General features: G+C 69.0%; 15 protein-coding genes. 8 read left to right on the forward strand and 7 right to left on the reverse strand.

All coding sequences use genetic code 11. The features are described from left to right. Positions 1 to 117 precede the first annotated feature (117 nt). Positions 118 to 693, reverse strand: coding sequence for a hypothetical protein (locus OQ968_RS04605; RefSeq protein ID WP_324675205.1), 576 nt, complete (start codon positions 691 to 693; stop codon positions 118 to 120). A 114-nt stretch (positions 694 to 807) separates the two neighbouring features. Here OQ968_RS04605 and OQ968_RS04610 point away from each other — a divergent pair, with 114 nt between their 5' ends. From OQ968_RS04610 to OQ968_RS04625, 4 genes are all read left to right on the forward strand, one after another. Beyond that, a complete protein-coding gene (locus tag OQ968_RS04610) occupies positions 808 to 1,161 on the forward strand; it encodes a hypothetical protein (RefSeq protein ID WP_324675207.1) in 354 nt (117 codons plus the stop codon). 103 nt (positions 1,162 to 1,264) lie between these two features. Continuing rightward, positions 1,265 to 2,071 carry a tRNA (guanosine(46)-N7)-methyltransferase TrmB gene (trmB, locus tag OQ968_RS04615; RefSeq protein ID WP_324675209.1) on the forward strand — a complete coding sequence of 269 codons (807 nt, stop codon included), beginning with the start codon at positions 1,265 to 1,267 and terminating at the stop codon, positions 2,069 to 2,071. A gap of 11 nt (positions 2,072 to 2,082) precedes the next feature. Further along, the gene (locus OQ968_RS04620) at positions 2,083 to 2,805 is read left to right on the forward strand and encodes an NYN domain-containing protein (RefSeq protein WP_324675211.1); all 723 of its coding nucleotides are present in this window, start codon (positions 2,083 to 2,085) and stop codon (positions 2,803 to 2,805) included. A gap of 49 nt (positions 2,806 to 2,854) precedes the next feature. Further along, on the forward strand, positions 2,855 to 5,710 hold the full coding sequence (locus OQ968_RS04625) for an MMPL family transporter (protein ID WP_324675213.1): 2,856 nt from the start codon (positions 2,855 to 2,857) through the stop codon (positions 5,708 to 5,710). 4 nt (positions 5,711 to 5,714) lie between these two features. Here OQ968_RS04625 and OQ968_RS04630 read toward each other — a convergent pair whose 3' ends face one another. Continuing rightward, positions 5,715 to 6,872, reverse strand: a complete 1,158-nt coding sequence (locus tag OQ968_RS04630) for an AI-2E family transporter (RefSeq protein ID WP_324675215.1) — start codon at positions 6,870 to 6,872, stop codon at positions 5,715 to 5,717. Positions 6,873 to 6,963: 91 nt separating this feature from the next. Here OQ968_RS04630 and OQ968_RS04635 point away from each other — a divergent pair, with 91 nt between their 5' ends. After that, a complete protein-coding gene (locus tag OQ968_RS04635; RefSeq protein WP_420715829.1) occupies positions 6,964 to 8,145 on the forward strand; it encodes a lysylphosphatidylglycerol synthase transmembrane domain-containing protein in 1,182 nt (393 codons plus the stop codon). On the opposite strand, the gene OQ968_RS04640 is transcribed toward OQ968_RS04635, so the two are convergent. Next, on the reverse strand, positions 8,146 to 8,589 hold the full coding sequence (locus tag OQ968_RS04640; RefSeq protein WP_324675219.1) for a hemophore: 444 nt from the start codon (positions 8,587 to 8,589) through the stop codon (positions 8,146 to 8,148). It abuts the gene before it with no gap. A 294-nt stretch (positions 8,590 to 8,883) separates the two neighbouring features. Between OQ968_RS04640 and OQ968_RS04645 the strand changes: the two genes are divergently transcribed. Next, positions 8,884 to 11,901, forward strand: coding sequence for an MMPL family transporter (locus OQ968_RS04645; protein WP_324675221.1), 3,018 nt, complete (start codon positions 8,884 to 8,886; stop codon positions 11,899 to 11,901). Continuing rightward, positions 11,898 to 12,401: an XRE family transcriptional regulator gene (locus OQ968_RS04650; RefSeq protein ID WP_324675223.1), complete on the forward strand. Its 504-nt coding sequence runs from the start codon at positions 11,898 to 11,900 to the stop codon at positions 12,399 to 12,401. Before OQ968_RS04645 ends, OQ968_RS04650 begins: the two co-directional genes overlap by 4 nt. 4 nt (positions 12,402 to 12,405) lie before the next feature. On the opposite strand, the gene OQ968_RS04655 is transcribed toward OQ968_RS04650, so the two are convergent. Both OQ968_RS04655 and OQ968_RS04660 read right to left on the reverse strand, forming a co-directional pair. Beyond that, positions 12,406 to 13,095 (reverse strand): hypothetical protein, encoded by a 690-nt coding sequence (locus tag OQ968_RS04655; RefSeq protein ID WP_324675225.1) that lies wholly within the window; start codon positions 13,093 to 13,095, stop codon positions 12,406 to 12,408. Beyond that, positions 13,092 to 13,727 carry a hypothetical protein gene (locus OQ968_RS04660; protein ID WP_324675227.1) on the reverse strand — a complete coding sequence of 212 codons (636 nt, stop codon included), beginning with the start codon at positions 13,725 to 13,727 and terminating at the stop codon, positions 13,092 to 13,094. The genes OQ968_RS04655 and OQ968_RS04660 overlap by 4 nt, the downstream gene beginning before the upstream one ends. A 42-nt stretch (positions 13,728 to 13,769) precedes the next feature. On the opposite strand from OQ968_RS04660, the gene OQ968_RS04665 reads away from it, so the two are divergent. Beyond that, positions 13,770 to 15,779 carry a M13 family metallopeptidase gene (locus OQ968_RS04665; RefSeq protein ID WP_324675229.1) on the forward strand — a complete coding sequence of 670 codons (2,010 nt, stop codon included), beginning with the start codon at positions 13,770 to 13,772 and terminating at the stop codon, positions 15,777 to 15,779. A 47-nt stretch (positions 15,780 to 15,826) separates the two neighbouring features. Here OQ968_RS04665 and OQ968_RS04670 read toward each other — a convergent pair whose 3' ends face one another. After that, positions 15,827 to 18,076, reverse strand: coding sequence for a molybdopterin-dependent oxidoreductase (locus OQ968_RS04670; protein WP_324675231.1), 2,250 nt, complete (start codon positions 18,074 to 18,076; stop codon positions 15,827 to 15,829). Continuing rightward, positions 18,073 to 18,651 (reverse strand): TetR/AcrR family transcriptional regulator, encoded by a 579-nt coding sequence (locus OQ968_RS04675; RefSeq protein ID WP_324675233.1) that lies wholly within the window; start codon positions 18,649 to 18,651, stop codon positions 18,073 to 18,075. The genes OQ968_RS04670 and OQ968_RS04675 overlap by 4 nt, the downstream gene beginning before the upstream one ends. Positions 18,652 to 18,710: the final 59 nt, after the last annotated feature.

The raw sequence follows: 18,710 nt of genomic DNA on the forward strand, positions 1-18,710 counted from the left end.
GATGCGAGCCACCACTTACCTGTTACCAGCCGAAGGCAACTATTGGGATATAGGCGTGGGCACTGTTAACAAGCTGTGACCAGGTAAAACGATGCCAAGACGTTGCGGAACCGGGGCCTAGTGACCCGGTCTCATCATTCCGCCGGGCCCCATCATCCCGCCCATCATTCCCCGCATCATGGCCGGCATCCCGTCGCGGACGAAGCCGGTGACCTCGCCCGCGTGGGCACGGATGACATCGGTGAGGGCGGGATCGTCGGCGGTCTCCTCGGCGATCACACCCGTAGGAGTCAACGTGAGTTGGCGGCGATACCCGCTGGCATGACGGAAAAGGGTCGGCAGGCTTTGGCTCATGCAGCTGATCTCGGTTCCCTGATCGAGGTGGGCGTACATGCTTGACACATGCGCATGTAGTTGGGCGGTGAGGTCTGGAGACTTCGACTCAGTGGTGGTGCGCACGCCACCGGGTATGTCCTCGACAACACGATTGATTTCGGTGTGCCGCCTGAACATCTCCATATATCGACTCATGTCCATATGACCCGCGCCCATGAAACCGCCTCCGTCGGTGAGGCGGATAGCCGTTGGGCGCGGTTCAAAGATGCTGCGAAGGACATACCCCAGGCCCAGGACGCTGCCCGCACCGATCGCGCCGACCGCCGTGAGCGCGGTCCGCCGCGTCAACCTGGCCATCGCCGCATCTCCTCCGAGACAAGCCATCGTCAAGCTGACCAGTTATGCGCCGCGCTTTCTAGGGTCGATAGTCCCTACCCCCCTTGGGTATTTGCGTGGCACAGCGTTCAGAGCATGACGCAAAGTACTGAATCGACGGCTCAGCCGACTACGGACCGGCATGGTCGGCTGGGTCAAGCCTTCGCGTGGGTGGGCATCGTCGCCGGTGTCGTGTTGGTGGTCGCGGTGATCTTCTTCTCGGGGTTCTTCCTGGGCTGGTCCTCCTCGGGCGACCACTACGGCTACGGCTGGCACCGGGGTTACGGCGGAGGGCGGTACGGCACCTGCCCCATGATGGGACCGGGCGGCATGATGGGCCCCGGCGGCATGATGGGGCCGGGCGGCATGATGGGCCCCGGCATGATGGGCCCCGGCATGATGGGCCCTCAGCAATCGCCTACGACGACGCCCAGCACACCGCACCCCTAGCGCGTATCTTCGCGGCGCAGCGCAGCCCCTATACCGGACGAGGCCGGCCGTAAGGCAACTGTTGGGTATCAATCCGGACCAGGGGCGGCTACATCGCGCGTTCATGGGCCACGATGGACGAATGCATGCGGAACCCGGAGTGGGAGTGCGTCCCCGCGCACCGGTGGAGGAGAGAACCGGAGAGGACGTGACCCCAGCACCGGAGCCGCGCGATTCCGATCGGCGGCGGCATGGCTACCTTCCGGCAACAAGCTTTCGTTCCCGACGGTCTGCCCTGTCCGACGCCCAGCGCCAGACCTGGGAACGGCTGTGGCCGCGCCTGGGGATCTCCGAGATACCCGGGCGGGTCGAGCCGCTGGACACCCGCGCGTGGTTCGGCCGCGACGCGCCGGTGGTGCTCGAGATCGGTTGTGGCAGTGGCACATCCACGTTGGCCATGGCCAAGGACGAGCCCGGTGTCGACGTGATCGCGGTGGAGGTCTACCGGCGCGGGTTGGCACAGCTGCTGTCCGCGATCGACCGCGAAGAGGTGGGCAACATCCGGTTGATCCGGGGCAACGCCGTCGACGTGCTGCAGTATCTGATCGCGCCCGGATCGCTGAGCGGGGTTCGCGTCTTCTTCCCCGATCCCTGGCCGAAGGCGCGCCACCACAAGCGCCGGTTCCTGCAGCCGAGCACGATTGACCTGATCGCCGATCGGCTACTCCCCGGTGGTGTGCTGCACGCCGCGACGGACCATCCCGGGTACGCCGAGCAGATCGCCCGGGACGGGGATGCCGAACCCCGGCTGCGCCGTGTCGAGCCGGGCGACCGAATGCCGGTGTCGATCGTCCGCCCCACCACCAAGTACGAGACCAAAGCCCAAGAAGCGGGCAGCGCCGTGACCGAGCTGATCTGGCTTAGACGATAGAGGCGATGAGCATGAGCCTGACGGAAGAGACCGCGGCGGCACCCGAACCGCTCGATTCACCGGCGGTGCTGACCGGCGGGCTGGGCGGGTTCGATGCGCCGGCCAGCCGCGTCCTGCTGGTGTGGGACGCCCCCAACCTCGACATGGGCCTCGGCTCGATCCTGGGCCGGCGCCCGACGGCCCTGGAGCGCCCTCGCTTCGACGCGCTCGGTCGCTGGTTGCTGGCCCGCACCGCGGAGGTCAGCGCCGCCCGGCCCGGCGTCGTGATCGAACCGGAGGCCACCGTCTTCACCAACATCGCCCCGGGCACCGCCGACGTGGTTCGCCCGTGGGTGGACGCGCTGCGTAACGTGGGGTTCGCGGTCTTTGCCAAGCCGAAGATCGACGAGGACAGCGACGTCGACCGCGACATGCTCGCCCACATCGAACAGCGGCGCCGGGAGGGCCTTGCGGCGCTGGTGGTGGCTTCCGCCGACGGTCAGGCGTTCCGTCAACCGCTGGAAGAGATCGCGCGGGGCGGGGCCGGCGGCGCAATCCCTGTTCAGGTGATCGGATTTCGTGAACACGCTAGTTGGGCGTTAGCGTCGGATACCTTGGACTTCGTCGACCTGGAGGACATCGCGGGTGTGTTCCGGGAGCCGTTGCCGCGAATCGGGCTGGATTCGCTGCCTGACCATGGAGCGTGGCTGCAGCCGTTCCGGCCGCTGTCCGCCCTATTGACCGCGCGTGTGTGACACTGGGAAACCAATGCGCGGGTCCCTAGAGATCCAGTAAGGAGCTTACGTGTTCGCCTGGTGGGGCCGAACTGTGTACCGATACCGGTACATCGTCATCGGGGTCACGGTGGCTCTTTGCCTTCTCGGCGGCGTGTTCGGGCTCAGCCTGGGCAAGCATGTCACACAGAGCGGGTTCTACGACGACGGCAGTCAGTCCGTGAAGGCCTCGGTTCTCGGCGACCAGACCTACGGCCGCGACCGCACCAGCCACGTGGTTGCCACTTTCACCGCTCCCGACGGGAAGACCGTCGACGACCCGGCGTGGCGGCAGAAGGTCGTCGACGAGCTCAACAAGTTCAAGAGCGACCACCCCGATCAGGTCGTCGGCTGGGCCGGCTACCTGGCCCTGTCCAACCCCGCCGACGCGCCCCCGTTGATCAAGGGGATGGCGACCGAGGACAAGAAGCACACCTTTGTTTCCATACCGCTGAAGGGCAACGACGACGACAGCATCCTCAACAACTACAAGGCGATCGCGCCCGACCTGCAGAGGCTCGACGGCGGCACGGTCCAACTCGCCGGCCTCGAGCCGATAGCGAACGCGCTGACGGGCACCATCGCCACCGACCAGCGCCGCATGGAGGTCCTCGCGCTGCCGCTGGTGACGGTGGTGTTGTTCCTGGTGTTCGGCGGCGCGATCGCCGCCGGCCTGCCGGTGATGGTGGGCGGGCTGAGCATTGCGGGCGCGCTGGGCATCCTGCGGTTCATCGCCATGTTCGGGCCGGTGCACTATTTCGCCCAGCCGGTGGTGTCGCTGATCGGCCTGGGCATCGCCGTCGACTACGGGCTGTTCGTGGTGAGCCGCTTCCGGGAGGAGATCGCCGAGGGCTACGACACCGACGCCGCGGTGCGCCGCACCGTGATGACGGCCGGTCGCACCGTCGCGTTCTCGGCGGTGCTGATCATTGCCTCCAGCGCCAGCCTGCTGGTGTTGCCGCAGGGCTTCGTGCATTCGCTGACCTATGCAATCTTCGCCGCGGTGGGACTTGCTGCGCTGCTGTCGATTACGCTGCTGCCGGCCTGCCTGGGCATCCTCGGCCGCCACGTCGACGCCCTGGGCGTGCGCACCGCGTTCCGGGTTCCGTTCCTGCGCAACTGGAAGGTGTCGCGCGCCTACCTGAACTGGCTGGCGGACCGGCTGCAGAAGACCAAGACCCGCGAGGAGGTCGAGGCCGGCTTCTGGGGCAAGCTGGTCAACTTCGTGATGAAGCGACCGCTGGCGTTCGCCATCCCGATCGCGGTCGGCATGATCCTGCTGGTCATCCCGCTGGGCAACCTGTCGTTCGGCGGCATGAGCGAGAAGTACCTGCCGCCGAACAACTCGGTGCGCCTGGCGCAGGAGCACTTCGACAAGCTCTTCCCCAGCTACCGGACCGAGCAGCTCACGATGGTGATCAAGAGCGACAACGGCGGCAAGGTCACCGATCAGCAGGTCGCCGACATCCGCAACAGGATCTCCTCGATCACCGGGTTCACCGAAAGGACCTGGCAGGAGCGGCCGTGCCCCACCATCGCGGGCAACCCCTGCGTCAGCGGCCCGAATGGCGCATCGCAGCCCAAGGACGGCTCGGTGCGGGTGATCCAGAACGGCCTGTCCAATCGCAATGACGCCGCCAAGAAGATCGGCGAACTGCGGGCGATATCGCCCCCGAAGGGCCTCAGCCTTCTGGTCGGCGGCACACCCGCGCTGGAGCAGGACAGCATCCACAGCCTGTTCGACAAGGCTCCCCTGATGCTCGTCCTGTTGCTCGGCGCCACCATCGTGCTGATGTTCCTGGCGTTCGGATCGTTCGTGTTGCCGATCAAGGCCGTGGTGATGAGCGCCCTGACGCTCGGATCCACGATGGGCATCCTGACGTGGATCTTCGTCGACGGGCACTTCTCGACGTGGCTGAACTTCACGCCGACACCGCTGATGGTGGTGCTCATCGCGCTGGTCGTCGCCGTCGGGTTCGGCCTGGCGACGGACTATGAGGTGTTCCTGGTGTCCCGGATGGTCGAGGCGCGCGAACGGGGCATGTCCACCGCGGAGGCGATCCGGATCGGCACCGCGACGACCGGGCGCCTGATCACGGCCGCCGCGCTGGTGCTCGCCGTGGTCGCCGCCTCGTTCGTGTTCTCCGATCTCGTGCTGATGAAGTACCTGGCCTTCGGCCTGATGGCGGCGCTACTGCTGGACGCGACCGTGGTCCGCATGTTCCTGGTGCCGTCGGTGATGAAGCTGCTCGGCGACGACTGCTGGTGGGCCCCGCGCTGGGCCCGGCACCTGCAGAACAAAATCGGGCTGGGCGAGATCGACCTGCCCGACGAGCGCAAGCGGCCCAGCGTCGACGGGCGGCCCACCCGGCCGCCGGTGGCGGCGGCGAGCCTGGCTGCCGCCGCGGCCCGGCCGCCGCACGACCCGACGCATCCCGGCCCACCCCCGGAACCGTCGCGGCCGTCGGGCGCCGGCACCACGCGCAGTCCGAGCAAGCCCAGCCAGCCGACGGAGGCCAAGACCTCGCGCCTGTCGGTGCCCGGCCGCGAACGGCCGGCCGAGAAGCGCGGGCCCTCGGCGCGACCCGCGCCGCCGGCACCCCCCAAGCCGGCGGCGGGCCCGTCGGCCGGTCAGACCCGGGCAATGCCCGTTCCGGGCAGCCGCGAGAAGAACAGCGACCCGGCCGACCCCACCGCCGCGATCCCGGCGTCCCGGCCGGACGAGGACGACTCCGATGCGGCCACCGAGAAGCTGAACGCCCGCGGGCAAGGCGGGCAGGGCGACAACGGCGACGGTGGCGACGGCGGTGACGATTCACGCCCGCGCCGCCGTGGCGGGGGCGGCCTGTCCGCGCAGGACCTACTGCGCCGCGAAGGACGTTTGTAGACCCTCAGGCGGGACGGTCGCCGGGGCTGTCCGGCTCGGCCTGGACGATGCCCCCGTCGTCGGCGTCCTCGGTCCGCTTGTCGGCCTCGGCGGACGGATCCCGGGCGAGCAGCACCTGCACCGCGTTGTTGAGGAACGCGACCGTCGGCACGGCCAGCAGCGCACCGACGATGCCCGCAAGCACACCCCCGGTCGCGATGGCCAGCACCACCGCCAGCGGGTGAATGGACACCGCGCGACCCATCACCAACGGCTGCAGCAAATGGGCCTCGAGCTGGTTCACCGCGATCAGCAAACCCAGCGTGATCAGCGCGTAGACGATCCCCTTGGCCAGCAAGGCCACCACAACGGCCAGCAGGCCCGAGACCAGCGCACCGATGAGCGGGACGAAGGCGCCCAGGAACACAATCGAGGCCAGCGGCAGCGCGAGCGGCACGCCCATGATCGCCAACCCCGTGCCGACGCCCGCGGCGTCGGTCAGCGCCACCAGAAACGTGGCCCGCACGTACCCGATCAACGACCCGTACCCGGCGCGGCCCGCCTCGTGCACCCGCTCGCGGACGTCGGCCGGGAAGATCTTGACCACGTACTGCCAGATGTTGCGGCCGCCGTAGAGAAAGAAGATCAGCGTGAACAGCACCAGCACCGCCCCGGTCACCAGCTCGGTGATGGTGGCCGCGGTGGACAGCGCGCCGCTGGTCAGCTTCGACTGATTGTTGTGCAGCGCCTGGATCGCCGCGTTGCCCGCGTTGGAGATCTGTTCGCCGCGCAGGTGCAGTGGCCCCTCGATCAGCCACCTGCGGGTCGAGTCGATGCTGCGGGTCACCTGGTCGGTCAGGTCGGGCAGCCCGTAGACGAACTGGATGATGACGAACGCCAGGATGCCGCCGACGATCGCGAATCCGCTCAGCAGGACCGCGGTCACCGCGGCGCCGCGCGGCAGGCCGCGGCGGTCCAGCCAGTCCACCGCCGGCACCAGCAATGCGCTGATCATCAGGGCCAGCAACACCGGGACGACGATGACTTCGAGCTTTTTCACCACCCACAGCGCGGCGACCGCCGCGGCCAGGATGACCAGCAAACGCCATGCCCAGGCGGCGGCCTTGCGGACCAGCGGTTCGACTGACTCGGCCGCCGAGGCCTCGCCGGGGTTTGCCGCCATTGGGCCAGCGTATCTGCGGCACGATCCGGTTACGACGACGACACAGTCGGAGCTGCGGCTCGATGGCCGCGCCACCTGCGCGGTTACCCTAATGCACGTGTCGCACGACGCACCCGCCCGCAAGCTCGACTTCCCACGCCAGGACGCCCTGCGCGGGAAGTACTGGTGGGTGCGATGGGTGGTGCTCGCGATCGTCGCGGTCGTGCTCGCCGTCGAGATGGCGCTGGGCTGGGACCAGCTGGCGAAGGCCTGGACGAGCGTGTACGAGGCCAATTGGTGGTGGCTGCTCGCGTCGGTGCTGGCGGCGGCCGCCTCGATGCACAGCTTCGCCCAGATCCAGCGCACCCTGCTGAAATCGGCCGGCGTGCACGTCAAGCAGTTGCGCTCGGAGGCCGCCTTCTACGCGGCCAACTCGCTGAGCACCACCCTGCCCGGCGGGCCGGTGCTGTCGGCCACCTTCCTGTTCCGCCAGCAGCGGCTGTGGGGCGCCTCGACCGTGGTGGCGTCGTGGCAGCTGGTGATGTCGGGCGTGCTGCAGGCGGTCGGGTTGGCATTGCTCGGCCTGGGCGGCGCTTTCCTGCTGGGCGCGAAGAACAACCCGTTCTCGCTGCTGTTCACGCTGGGCGGCTTCGTCGCCCTGTTGCTGCTGGCGCAGGCGGTGGCGTCGCGGCCCGAGCTGATCGACGGCATCGGCAGCCGGGTCTTGTCGTGGGTCAACTCGGTTCGGGGCCGGCCCGCCGACTCCGGTCTGGAGAAGTGGCGCGAGACGCTGCGGCAGCTCGAGTCGGTGAGCCTGGGCCGGCGCGACCTGGGGGTCGCCTTCAGCTGGTCGCTGTTCAACTGGGTCGCCGACGTCGCCTGCCTCGGCTTCGCCGCGTACGCCGCCGGCGACCACGCGTCGGTGGCCGGGCTGACCGTCGCCTTCGCCGCCGCCCGGGCGGTCGGCACGATACCGCTGATGCCCGGCGGGCTGTTGGTCGTCGAGGCGGTGCTGGTCCCCGGCCTGGTCTCCAGCGGCATGTCGCTGCCCAGCGCCATCTCGGCGATGCTGATCTACCGGCTGATCAGCTGGCTGCTCATAGCCGCGGTCGGCTGGGTGGTGTTCTTCTTCGTGTTCCGCACCGAGAACACCGCCGACGTCGACGAGGACGAGCCGATCACCGGCCCGCTGCCCGTCGTGCGGCACCCGGGCGAGCCCGTCGCCGATCCGGCCGAGACCGCCCTGCAGGGACCCGTGCCGCCGTCCGACCCGACTCCGGAACGCGACCGCTGATCAGCCGGCGTTGTTCTGCCGCGACGGCCCCGGCAGCCCGCCCGCCGCGCCCTGCGCCTGCTGCGCCAGGCCCATCGCCTGCGGGAGGGTGATCGGCAGCTTGCACTGCATCGACAGGTTGGTCAGCGGCTGCGCGATCGACGCCATGTCCCCGGCGACCTTCGGGTTGGACTCGAAGTAGGACTTCATCGACGTCAGCGACTGCGGGCCGGCCTGCTGCCGCAGCATGGTGGTCATCGCCTGGTTGGTCTCGGGATGCGAGTCCAGGTAGTCGCCCATCGACTTGGACACCGAACCGATCGTCCTGGCGACCTCACTGGCCGCGCACGGGTCGTTGGCACCGGTCGCCGGCGGCCCCGCCGCAAGTGCGACGGCGACACAAGGGGCCGCGGCGGCCACCAGCCCGGCCAACAGCCTGCGGTGTCGGCGCGCGAGTGTCTTCATGGACAACTCCTCAGGAGTTTGCGAGAGCGGCCCGATTCATCGCGAAGTTCCCTTGATTCCCCCGGGGCTCCGCACGGCAAGCGACATCCTGCCATTCCCGACCTCGCGGCGGCCAGCCGATGTGACCGACATCCCCATCGATCACCAATCGGCAACGGCTTCGCTGCGTCTTGGCAACATCGGTGTCTGCGCAGCTCAGGAACCAGATAAGCCGCCCTCGTCCACAGCGTCCTGCGGTATCCTCGCCCTCACGCATTACGCGAGAAGACCGGGGAGCACAAAATCCAGCAGTTCATGATGCGCCTAAGCCGCAGCCTGCGCAGATACCGCTGGTTGGTCTTCACCGGCTGGTTGCTGGCGCTGGTCCCGGCGGTGTACCTGGCGCTGACGCAGTCGGGAAACCTCACCGGCGGCGGTTTCGAGGTCGCCGGCTCGCAGTCGCTGCTGGTGCACGATCAGCTCGAGGAGCAGTACCACGAGCAGGGGGCGTCCTCGCTGGCCCTGGTGGCGGCCCCGCGACCGGACGCCAGCTACGCCGACATCAACGACGCGGTGGCGCAGCTGAGGCAGATCGCCGGCCAGCTGCCCGGCGTCACCGAGGTGCCCAACCCCACCCAGCGGCCGCCGCAGCCCGACCGGCCGTACGTCGTGTCGCTGCGGCTGGATTCCCGCAACACCAGTGACATCGCCAAGCAACTGCGCAACAAGGTGGGCATCAAGGGCGACCAGTCCGGGCAGACCGCGAACGGCCGGGTGCGGCTCTACGTCATCGGGCAGGGCGCGCTCAGCGCGGCCGCGGCGGCGAACACCAAGCACGACATCGCGGCGGCGGAGAAGTGGAACCTGCCGATCATCCTGATCGTCTTGCTCGCGGTGTTCGGTTCGCTTGCGGCGGCGGCGATCCCGCTGGCCCTCGGCATCTGCACGGTCGTGGTCACGATGGGGCTGGTCTACCTGTTGTCGGCGTATACGACCATGTCGGTGTTCGTGACGTCGACGGTGTCCATGTTCGGCATCGCGCTGGCCGTGGACTATTCGCTGTTCATCCTGATGCGCTTCCGCGAGGAGCTGCGCTGCGGTCGTGAGCCCCGCGAGGCCGTCGACGCCGCGATGGCCACCTCCGGCCTGGCGGTGGTGTTGTCCGGGTTGACGGTCATCGCCTCGCTCACCGGGATCTACCTGATCAACACCCCGGCGCTGAAGTCGATGGCCACCGGGGCGATCATGGCCGTCGCGGTGGCGATGCTGACGGCCGCCACCCTGACGCCCGCGGCGCTGGCGACCTTCGGCCGGGCGGCCGCCAAGAGGTCGGCCCTGCTGCACTGGTCGCGCAACCCGGAGTGCACCCAATCGCGATTCTGGAACCGCTGGGTGGGCTGGGTCATGCGTCGGCCGTGGATATCGGCGCTGGCGGCGGCGCTCGTCCTGCTGGTCATGGCCGCGCCGGCGACGTCGATGGTGCTGGGCAACAGCCTGCTGCGCCAATTCGACTCGTCGCACGAGATTCGCGCCGGGGTGGGCGCGGCGTCCGAGGCGCTCGGGCCGGGTGCGCTGGGCCCGGTTCAGGTGCTGGTCACATTCCCCGACGGCGGCGCCTCGGCGCCCGACCACGGCCCCTCACTCGCCGCGATCCGGCAGCGAATCGCCCAGGCCCCCAAGGTGATATCGGTGACGCCACCGCAATTCGCCGACGACAACAACAGCGCCCTGCTGTCCGCGGTGCTGTCGGTCGATCCCGAGGACCTGGGCGCCCGGCAAACGGTCAACTGGCTGCGCGCCGAGCTGCCCAAGGTCCCCGACCGGGGAGCCGCCCGGGTGGACGTCGGCGGCCCGACCGCGTTGATCAAGGATTTCGACGACCGGGTGTCGGCGACCGAGCCGCTGGTGCTGCTGTTCGTCGCGCTCATCGCGTTCGTGATGCTGCTGGTCTCGATCCATTCGGTGTTCCTGGCGCTCAAGGGCGTGCTGATGACGCTGCTGTCCGTCGCCGCCGCCTACGGCAGCCTGGTGATGGTGTTCCAGTGGGGCTGGCTGGGCGATCTCGGTTTCACCCACATCAACTCGATCGACAGCACCGTTCCCCCGCTGGTGCTGGCGATGACCTTCGGCTTGTCGATGGACTACGAGATCTTCCTGCTCACCCGCATCCGGGAGCGCTTCCTGCACACCGGAAACACTCGCGACGCGGTGGCGTACGGCGTGAGCACCAGCGCGCGCACGATCACCAGCGCCGCCCTGATCATGATCGCGGTGTTCATCGGCTTCGCGTTCGCCGGCATGCCGCTGGTGGCCGAGATCGGGGTGGCGTGCGCCGTCGCGATCGCGGTGGACGCCACCGTGGTCCGGCTGGTGCTGGTGCCCGCGTTGATGGCGATGTTCGCCCAGTGGAACTGGTGGCTGCCCCGGTGGCTGTCCCGGGTGCTGCCGTCGGTGGACTTCGACAGGCCGCTGCCCGAGGTCGACCTCAGCGACATCGTCGTCATCCCCGACGACATCTCGGCGCTCACCGCGCCCAGTGCGGACCTGCGGATGGTCCTCAAGTCGTCCGCGAAGCTGAAGCACCTGGCGCCCGACGCGATCTGCGTGGCGGATCCGCTGGCCTTCACCGGTTGCGGGCGCAACGGCAAGGAGGCGGAGGCCGGCCCGGCCGATGCCCCCGACGACGGCCCCGCGGACGGTCGCGGCCGGGGCCCCGGGCAGATCCCCCACCGGGTCGACATCGACGACGGCGGCGCGGGCACCAACGGTCACTCGGCGGCCAGGAAGCTGGTCGGTGGCCTAGCCTCGCGCAACGGCATCGCCCGGGTGATCGCCGGGGGCGGGCGGGGAGTCCACCCGGTCACGCTGTGGCGGGGGCGGCTTTCGGTCGCCATCGACGCGCTGGAGACCGGCCTGGAGACCGGCGCCGGCGAGGAGCCGAAGTACGCGCGCCGCAGCCCCGTCGAGACCACCAACGTGCAGCTGCCCACCGGCGACCGGTTGCTGGTCCCGACCGGTGCGGAGGCGCTGCGCCTCAAGGGCTACCTGATCATGTGCCGTAACAGCAGCCGCGACTACGCCGAATTTGCTGACATGGTGGACACGTTGGAACCCGAAACCGCCGCTCTCGTGCTGGCCGGAATCGACAGGTATTACTGTTGTCAACCACCCCGGCAGCAGTGGATTGCCACCCAGTTGGTCCGCCGGCTCGCGGATCCGCATCCGTCCGACCTCGACGAGCAGTGGTCCGAACCGGACGCCAGGGCGGAATGGGAAGAGATCAGGCAGCGCTGCCTGTCGGTGGCCGTGGCGATGCTGGAGGAGGCGAGGTGACGTTGGCACCCGACCGACGCCGCGTCCCGCCGCCGCGGCCCCCCGCTGAACAACGCCAAGACCCCGACCAGCCGGTGGAGTTCTGGCCGACCTCCGCGATCCGCTCGGCGCTGCAGAGCGGCGACATTGACACCTGGAAGCGCATAGCCGCCGCCCTCAAGCGCGACCCGTACGGGCGGACGGCCCGTCAGGTGGAAGAGGTCCTCGACGGCACCCGGCCGTACGGCATCGCCAAGGCGTTGTGGGAGGTGCTCGAGCGCGCCCGCGCCCACCTCGAGGCCAACGAACGCGCCGAGGTGGCCCGCCACGTGCGTCTCCTGATCGACCGGTCCGGCCTGGGCGAGCAGGAGTTCGCCTCCCGCATCGGCGTGGCCCCCGAGGAGCTGGTCGCCTATCTCGACGGGAGCCGGTCCCCGTCAGCCTCGCTGATGATCCGGATTCGACGGCTGTCGGACCGGTTCGTCAAGGTGAAGTCGCCGCGCTCGGCCGAAGCCAACTGATCGGTCAGATCGCGTTGAGCGGGACCACGTCCGACACCAGCCAGTCGCCGCCCCGCTTGGCCAGCGTCACCCGCAACGCGGGCCCCGCCTGACCGGGCGGCTGGCCGGGCGTGTTCAGGGTCAGCCGCAGGATCACGACCACACTGGCCGCCGAGGAGCCGATGGCCTCGACCCCGGCCGCCAGCGTGGAGGCCTGCGCCGTGCCGTTGTGCTGCATCAGGTCGGCGTTGAGCTTCTTGTACACCTCTTTGAACGCGCCCACCTGCTCGGGCACCATCATCGCCGCGGCCCGGTCGATGGAGCTCGTCGGGGCGCCGGGGGCGAACGACTCGATCGCCTCCGCCATGCCCGTGGCGGTCTGCACCACCTCCCGGGAATCCTTCTTGAGCTGGCGGTCCGTCGTCGTCCAGTGCAGGTAGCCGGTGACCACCGCCGCCGTCAGGGCGGCCGTGCACAGGAAGACGACGGCCAATCGCAGACCCGGGGCGTCGTCGTCGGTGCCGACGCTGACCGAATCGCGCCGCAGCAGCCAGAAATTGACGCCCACGCCCTCGGCGATGAGCACCAACAGCACCGAGCAGGCGGACACCCACCACAGCGGCCAGCCCAGCACCACCCCGATCGCCAGCAGCGCGGCGATCGCGGCGGCCGGCGCCGCGATGTCGAACGCCAGCAGCCGCCACAGGTTCCTCATTTGATCGACTCCACGTGCGAGATCATCAGCTTCCCGTCCACGTCGGCGACGTCGAGCCGCAGCCGCCAGTGCACCGTCGTCGGCTTGGCGCCCGCGTTCTGGCTGACCGACGTCGCGACCACCATCACCGAATCCGACCGGCTGGCGAACGGCGGCAACTTGGTGGTGACTATTTCTCTTGGAGGCCTTGCGCCCTCCGGCTGGGTGTCGAGGTCGCGGTGCACCGTTTCGACGGCCACCGCCTGGATCTGGCCGACGCTCTGGGACTGCAGCTTCTGCACCACCTGGCGGTAGGGCTGCATGGCGGCCTCGAAGTCGGTGTTGAGTTGGCCGACCGTGCCGTCGTGCAGCTTCTGCAGGCTGGCGTCGATGTTGCCGGTGTTCATGTTGATCAGCACGCCGGTCCAGTCGGCGGCCGTCTGCATGACGCGGGTCAGGTAGCTGCGCTCGCCCGCCTCGTCGCGGTGCGCGGACCAGATGAGCACCCCGAGCACCACCGCCGCGACCGACAGCAGGCCCAGAACCGTCGACGCGATGCCGTACGGGGAAAACATCCCGTCGGCCGCGGCCTCCTCCGCGGGCTCGTCGGCGGAATCGTCGTCGGGTGCTTCGGTTGGCTGGGCGTCGGACATGGGCCGATCGTTGCACCCGAAAACAGATGGAAGGATGGCGGGGTGACAGTAGAGGCCATCCGCTCGGGCATCGACCTGAGCCACGTCGACGAGAATGCCCGCCCCCAGGACGACCTGTTCGGTCACGTCAACGGCCGCTGGCTGGCCGAATACAAGATACCCCCGGACCGGGCGACCGACGGCGCCTTCCGCCAGCTCTTCGACCGGGCCGAGGAGCAGGTGCGCGACCTGATCGTCGAGACCAGCCGCGCAGGCGCAGCTTCCGCGGTGGCAACCGCGGACGATGATGCGCAGCGCATCGGCGACCTCTACGCCAGCTTCCTCGACGAGGAGGCCGTCGAGCGCAGGGGCACCGGGCCGCTGCACGACGAGCTGACCACCATCGACGACGCCGCCGACGCCGCGGCGCTGGCGGCGGTGATCGGAGCCCTGCAGCGCACCGGGGTGGGTGGCGGCGTCGCCGTGTATGTGGACACCGATTCGAAGGACTCGACCCGCTACCTGACGCACTTCACCCAGTCCGGCCTCGGGCTGCCCGACGAGTCCTACTACCGCGACGAGCAGCACGCCGAGGTGCTGGCCGCCTACCCGGGACACATCGCGCGGATGTTCGGCCTGGTGTACGGCGGCTCGGAAGACTGCGCGGCCGACCACGCCGAGACCGCCGCCCGCATCGTCGCGCTGGAGACCAAACTCGCCGCGGCGCACTGGGATGTGGTCAAGCGCCGCGACGCCGAACTCGGCTACAACCTGCGCACCTTCGCCGAGCTGCAGACCGAGGGGGCGGGTTTCGACTGGACCGGCTGGGTGGGCGCGCTGGGCGGCACCACGGAGGCGTTCGCCGAAATAGTTGTGCGCCAACCGGATTACCTCAGCGCATTCGCGGCACTCTGGCACGGCGAGGACCTCGAGGACTGGAAGCGCTGGGCGCGTTGGCGGTTGATCCACGCTCGCGCCGCCTGGCTGACGGACGCCATCGTCGCCGCGGACTTCGACTTCTACGGCCGCCTGCTCACCGGTGCCGAGCAGATCCGCGAGCGCTGGAAGCGGGGGGTGTCGCTGGTGGAGCACCTGATGGGCGACGCGGTCGGAAAGCTTTACGTGCAGCGGCATTTCCCACCTGACGCCAAGGCCCGCATCGACGAGCTGGTGGAAAACCTGCAAGAGGCGTACCGGATCAGCATCGGCGAGCTGGACTGGATGACCCCGCAGACGCGGGAGCGCGCGCTGGCCAAGCTGAAGAAGTTCACCGCCAAGGTCGGCTACCCGAAGAAGTGGCGCGACTACTCCAGGCTGGTGATCGACCGCGGCGACCTCTACGGCAACTACCGGCGCGGGTATGCGGTCAACCACGACCGCGAGCTGGCCAAGCTCGGCGGCCCGGTGGATCGCGACGAGTGGTTCATGACGCCGCAGACCGTCAACGCCTACTACAACCCCGGCATGAACGAAATCGTCTTTCCCGCAGCCATTTTGCAGCCGCCGTTCTTCGACGCGGAGGCCGACGACGCCGCCAACTACGGCGGGATCGGCGCGGTGATCGGGCACGAGATCGGGCACGGCTTCGACGACCAGGGCGCCAAGTACGACGGCGACGGCAACCTCGTCGACTGGTGGACCGACGACGACCGCACCGAGTTCGGCGCGCGAACCAAGGCGCTCATCGAACAGTACGACGCGTACACGCCTCGTGGTCTAGACGGGAACCACCACGTGAACGGCGCCTTCACGGTCGGCGAGAACATCGGCGACCTTGGCGGGCTTTCCATCGCGCTGCTGGCCTACCGGCTGTCGCTGGGCGGCCGGCCCGCTCCGGTGATCGACGGCCTCACCGGCGTGCAGCGGGTGTTCTACGGCTGGGCGCAGGTGTGGCGGACCAAATCCCGTGCGGCGGAGGCGATTCGGCGGCTTGCGGTGGATCCGCATTCGCCGCCGGAGTTCCGCTGCAACGGCGTGGTGCGCAACATCGACGCGTTCTACGACGCGTTCGGCGTTACCGACGCCGACGCGCTGTTCCTGGAGCCACCGCGCCGCGTCCGCATCTGGAACTAGGGTCACCTTTATCGCGCGAGCAGACGCAAAAGCCCCCAATTTGGGCCCTAATTGGGGGCTTTTGCGTCTGCTCGGCAGGCTTCGATCCTGGCGGGCACGTGCTTGTGCCACGGCGTGCCGGCGTAGCGGTCGCGCCAATTCGTGGACGTGAGCATGTTCGGCGCGACGCCGGGAACGACGGTGCGGCCGTCGTCGTCGACGTAGTCGAGGCCGAAACCGTTGGGCAGGGCCGCATGCCCGGCGAGCATGGTCTCGGTGATCTCGACGGTCGCCTCCGCGGCGCCGGCCGCCGTGCTGACCCGGGCCCGGCCCCCGTCGACGAGGCCGAGCACCTGGGCGTCCTCGACGCTGACCCGCAGCGCCCCGTCGGCGTCCCGTTTGCGCCAGGACGGGTCGCGGAAGATGTCATTGGCGGTGTAGGCGCGCCGCTCGCCCACCGACAGCACGATGGGGAACTCCGGTGTGGTCAGCCGCGGTGGTGCTGCGCCCAAAGCCGTTAAGTCGTCCAGCATTTCGGGGATTTCCAGCGCGATCTTGTGATCGGCGTGGCCGATCAGCGCGAAGTCATCCTCGTAGTCGTGCACGGTGAAGGTGATTCCCGACGGGCTGTCGAGGATGGCGTCGAACAGCGCGTTGCCGTCGGCGTGGCCGGCGCGCCGCACTGCGTCTGGGTAGGTCATCGCGGCCTTCTGGGCCAGCCCCCACAGCGCGGCCGCGCCGGACAACCCCTCCGGCAGCGTGGGCCCGAGGGTTTCGTAAAGCACGTAGGGCAGCAACTTCGCGATGGTCGGGTTGCCGGCCGCCGCCGGCAGGAACGCCTCGGTGTAGGCCTGGCGGCCGCGCCGCGCGGCTTCGCGCAGGGGCCGCAGGTCCGCCTCGTCGACCACTCCGAGCGCGCGCACCAGCCGGGCCCAGATCTCCGGTTCGGGCAGGGTGCCGGGCAACGGCTCGAGCAGCGGCCGGCGTAGCTGAAAGCCGTTGTGCGGGAACTCGAAATTGAAGAACGTGGCCTCCGGCTTCTCGAACTGGGACGCCGCGGGGAGCACGTAGTGGGCCAGCCTGGCGGTCTCGGTCATCGCGACATCGACGACCACCATCAGCTCCAGCGCCTGGAACGCCTTCCGGCACGCGGCCGAGTCGGCCAGCGAGTGGGCGGGGTTGCCGCTTTCGACGATCATCGCCCGGAACCGGTCCGGGTGGTCGGTCAAAATCTCTTCGGGAACGGCGTTAGCGGGGATCAGCCCGGCGATGATGGGCGCGCCGGTGACCGGCGTGCGGCCGGAGACCGTGCTGAACAGCGGGGCGAACGTCGAATGCAGGTGCTGGCCACCCTTTTTCGCGAAGTTGCCGGTCAGGATCCACAGCAGCTTGTTCAGATACGAGCACAGCGTGCTGTTGGGCCCCTGCTGTATGCCGAGGTCTTCGAACACCGCGACGCTGGCCGCGGTGCCGATGCGCCGCGCGGCGGCCCGCAGCAACTCCTCGTCCACCCCGCAGCGCTGCGCGTAGTCGGCGACCGGGACGTCGCGCAGCGCGGCGCGCACCGCGTCGGCGCCGTGCACGTGCTCGGCGAGAAACACGTCGTCGCAAAGGTTTTCCTGGACGAGGATGCCGGCTAGGGCGGCCAGGCACCAGGCGTCGGTGCCGGGGCGCACCCGCAGGTGGAAGTCGGACATCTTGGCGGTGTCGGTCAGCACGGGATCGATGACGATCATCGACCGGTTCGGGTCCTTGGCGATCTCGTTGAGCACCACCCGGGCCCGGGGGAAACTCTGCGACATCCACGGGTTCTTCCCGACGAACACCGACACCTCGCCGTGCTCGAACTCGCCGCGGGTGTGGCCGCCGTACAGGCGCGCGTCCACCCATGCCTCACCGGTCTTCTCCTGCGCCAGCGCATTTGACCGGTAGCGCGACCCCAGGGCCTTCAGGAACGCCCCGCTGTAGGCCCCGCCCAGGTGGTTGCCCTGCCCGCCGCCGCCGTAGTAGAAGATCTTGTCCCCGCCGTAGGTGTCGCGGATGTGCTTGAAGCCCTCGGCGATCTCGACGATGGCTGTGTCCCAGTCGATCTCCTCGAACGTTCCGTCGGGCCGCCGGCGCATCGGGGACGTCAGGCGCGCGCGGTTGTTCTGGTAGTGATCCAGCCGCAGCGCCTTGTTGCAGGTGTACCCCTGCGACCCAGGATGCTCCTTGTCGCCGCGGATGCGCGCCAGCCTGCGGTCCTCGACCTGAACGACGATGCCGCAGTTGCATTCGCACAGGATGCAGGCGGTGGGCTTCCAATCGGTGCTGGTCATCGCGGGTTCCCTTCTGTCACAAGCAGATCGCGCAGCTGGCGATGGACGGCATCAAGGGGTGCCGAATCGCGCCGCACCCGGGCCAGCACGATCGCGCCCTCGAGCGCCGAGGTGGCCAACAGCGCCAGTTCGCGGGCCCGGTCGGGCCCCATGCCGTCGTCGATGAAGCGCCGCGCGATCAGGTCGGTCCAGCGGTCGAACACCGCCGCCGCGCGCTCGACCACCGGCGCCATGCGGTCGCGGTCCTGCTCGTCACCCGCTTCGACGGAGACCGCGACGATGGGGCAACCCGCGCGGTAATCGGTCTCGAGGAGCTGGCGCCGGTACGTGTCGATCAGCGTGTCCAACAGCTCGAGACCGCCGTGCGCCCCGGCAATGATGGCGCCGACGTGATCGCCGGCGAAATCGACCGCCTCGCAGAGCAATTGGGTCCGCCCGCCGGGGAAGTAGTGGTACGCCGAGCCACGGGGCGCCCCGCTGTGCTCGAGGACGTCGGAGATCGCGGTGGCGTGGGCACCGCGCTCCCTGATCAGCAGCGCGGCGGAGATCACCATCCGCTCGCGTGGGCTTCGCATCGCCGCTCCTCGGTCCGGGCTGTATGTATGATACTATACATAATCGTCGGCGCGAGGGA

Origin of the sequence: Mycobacterium sp. 663a-19 (assembly GCF_035616495.1) — a bacterium.
Taxonomy (GTDB): domain Bacteria; phylum Actinomycetota; class Actinomycetes; order Mycobacteriales; family Mycobacteriaceae; genus Mycobacterium.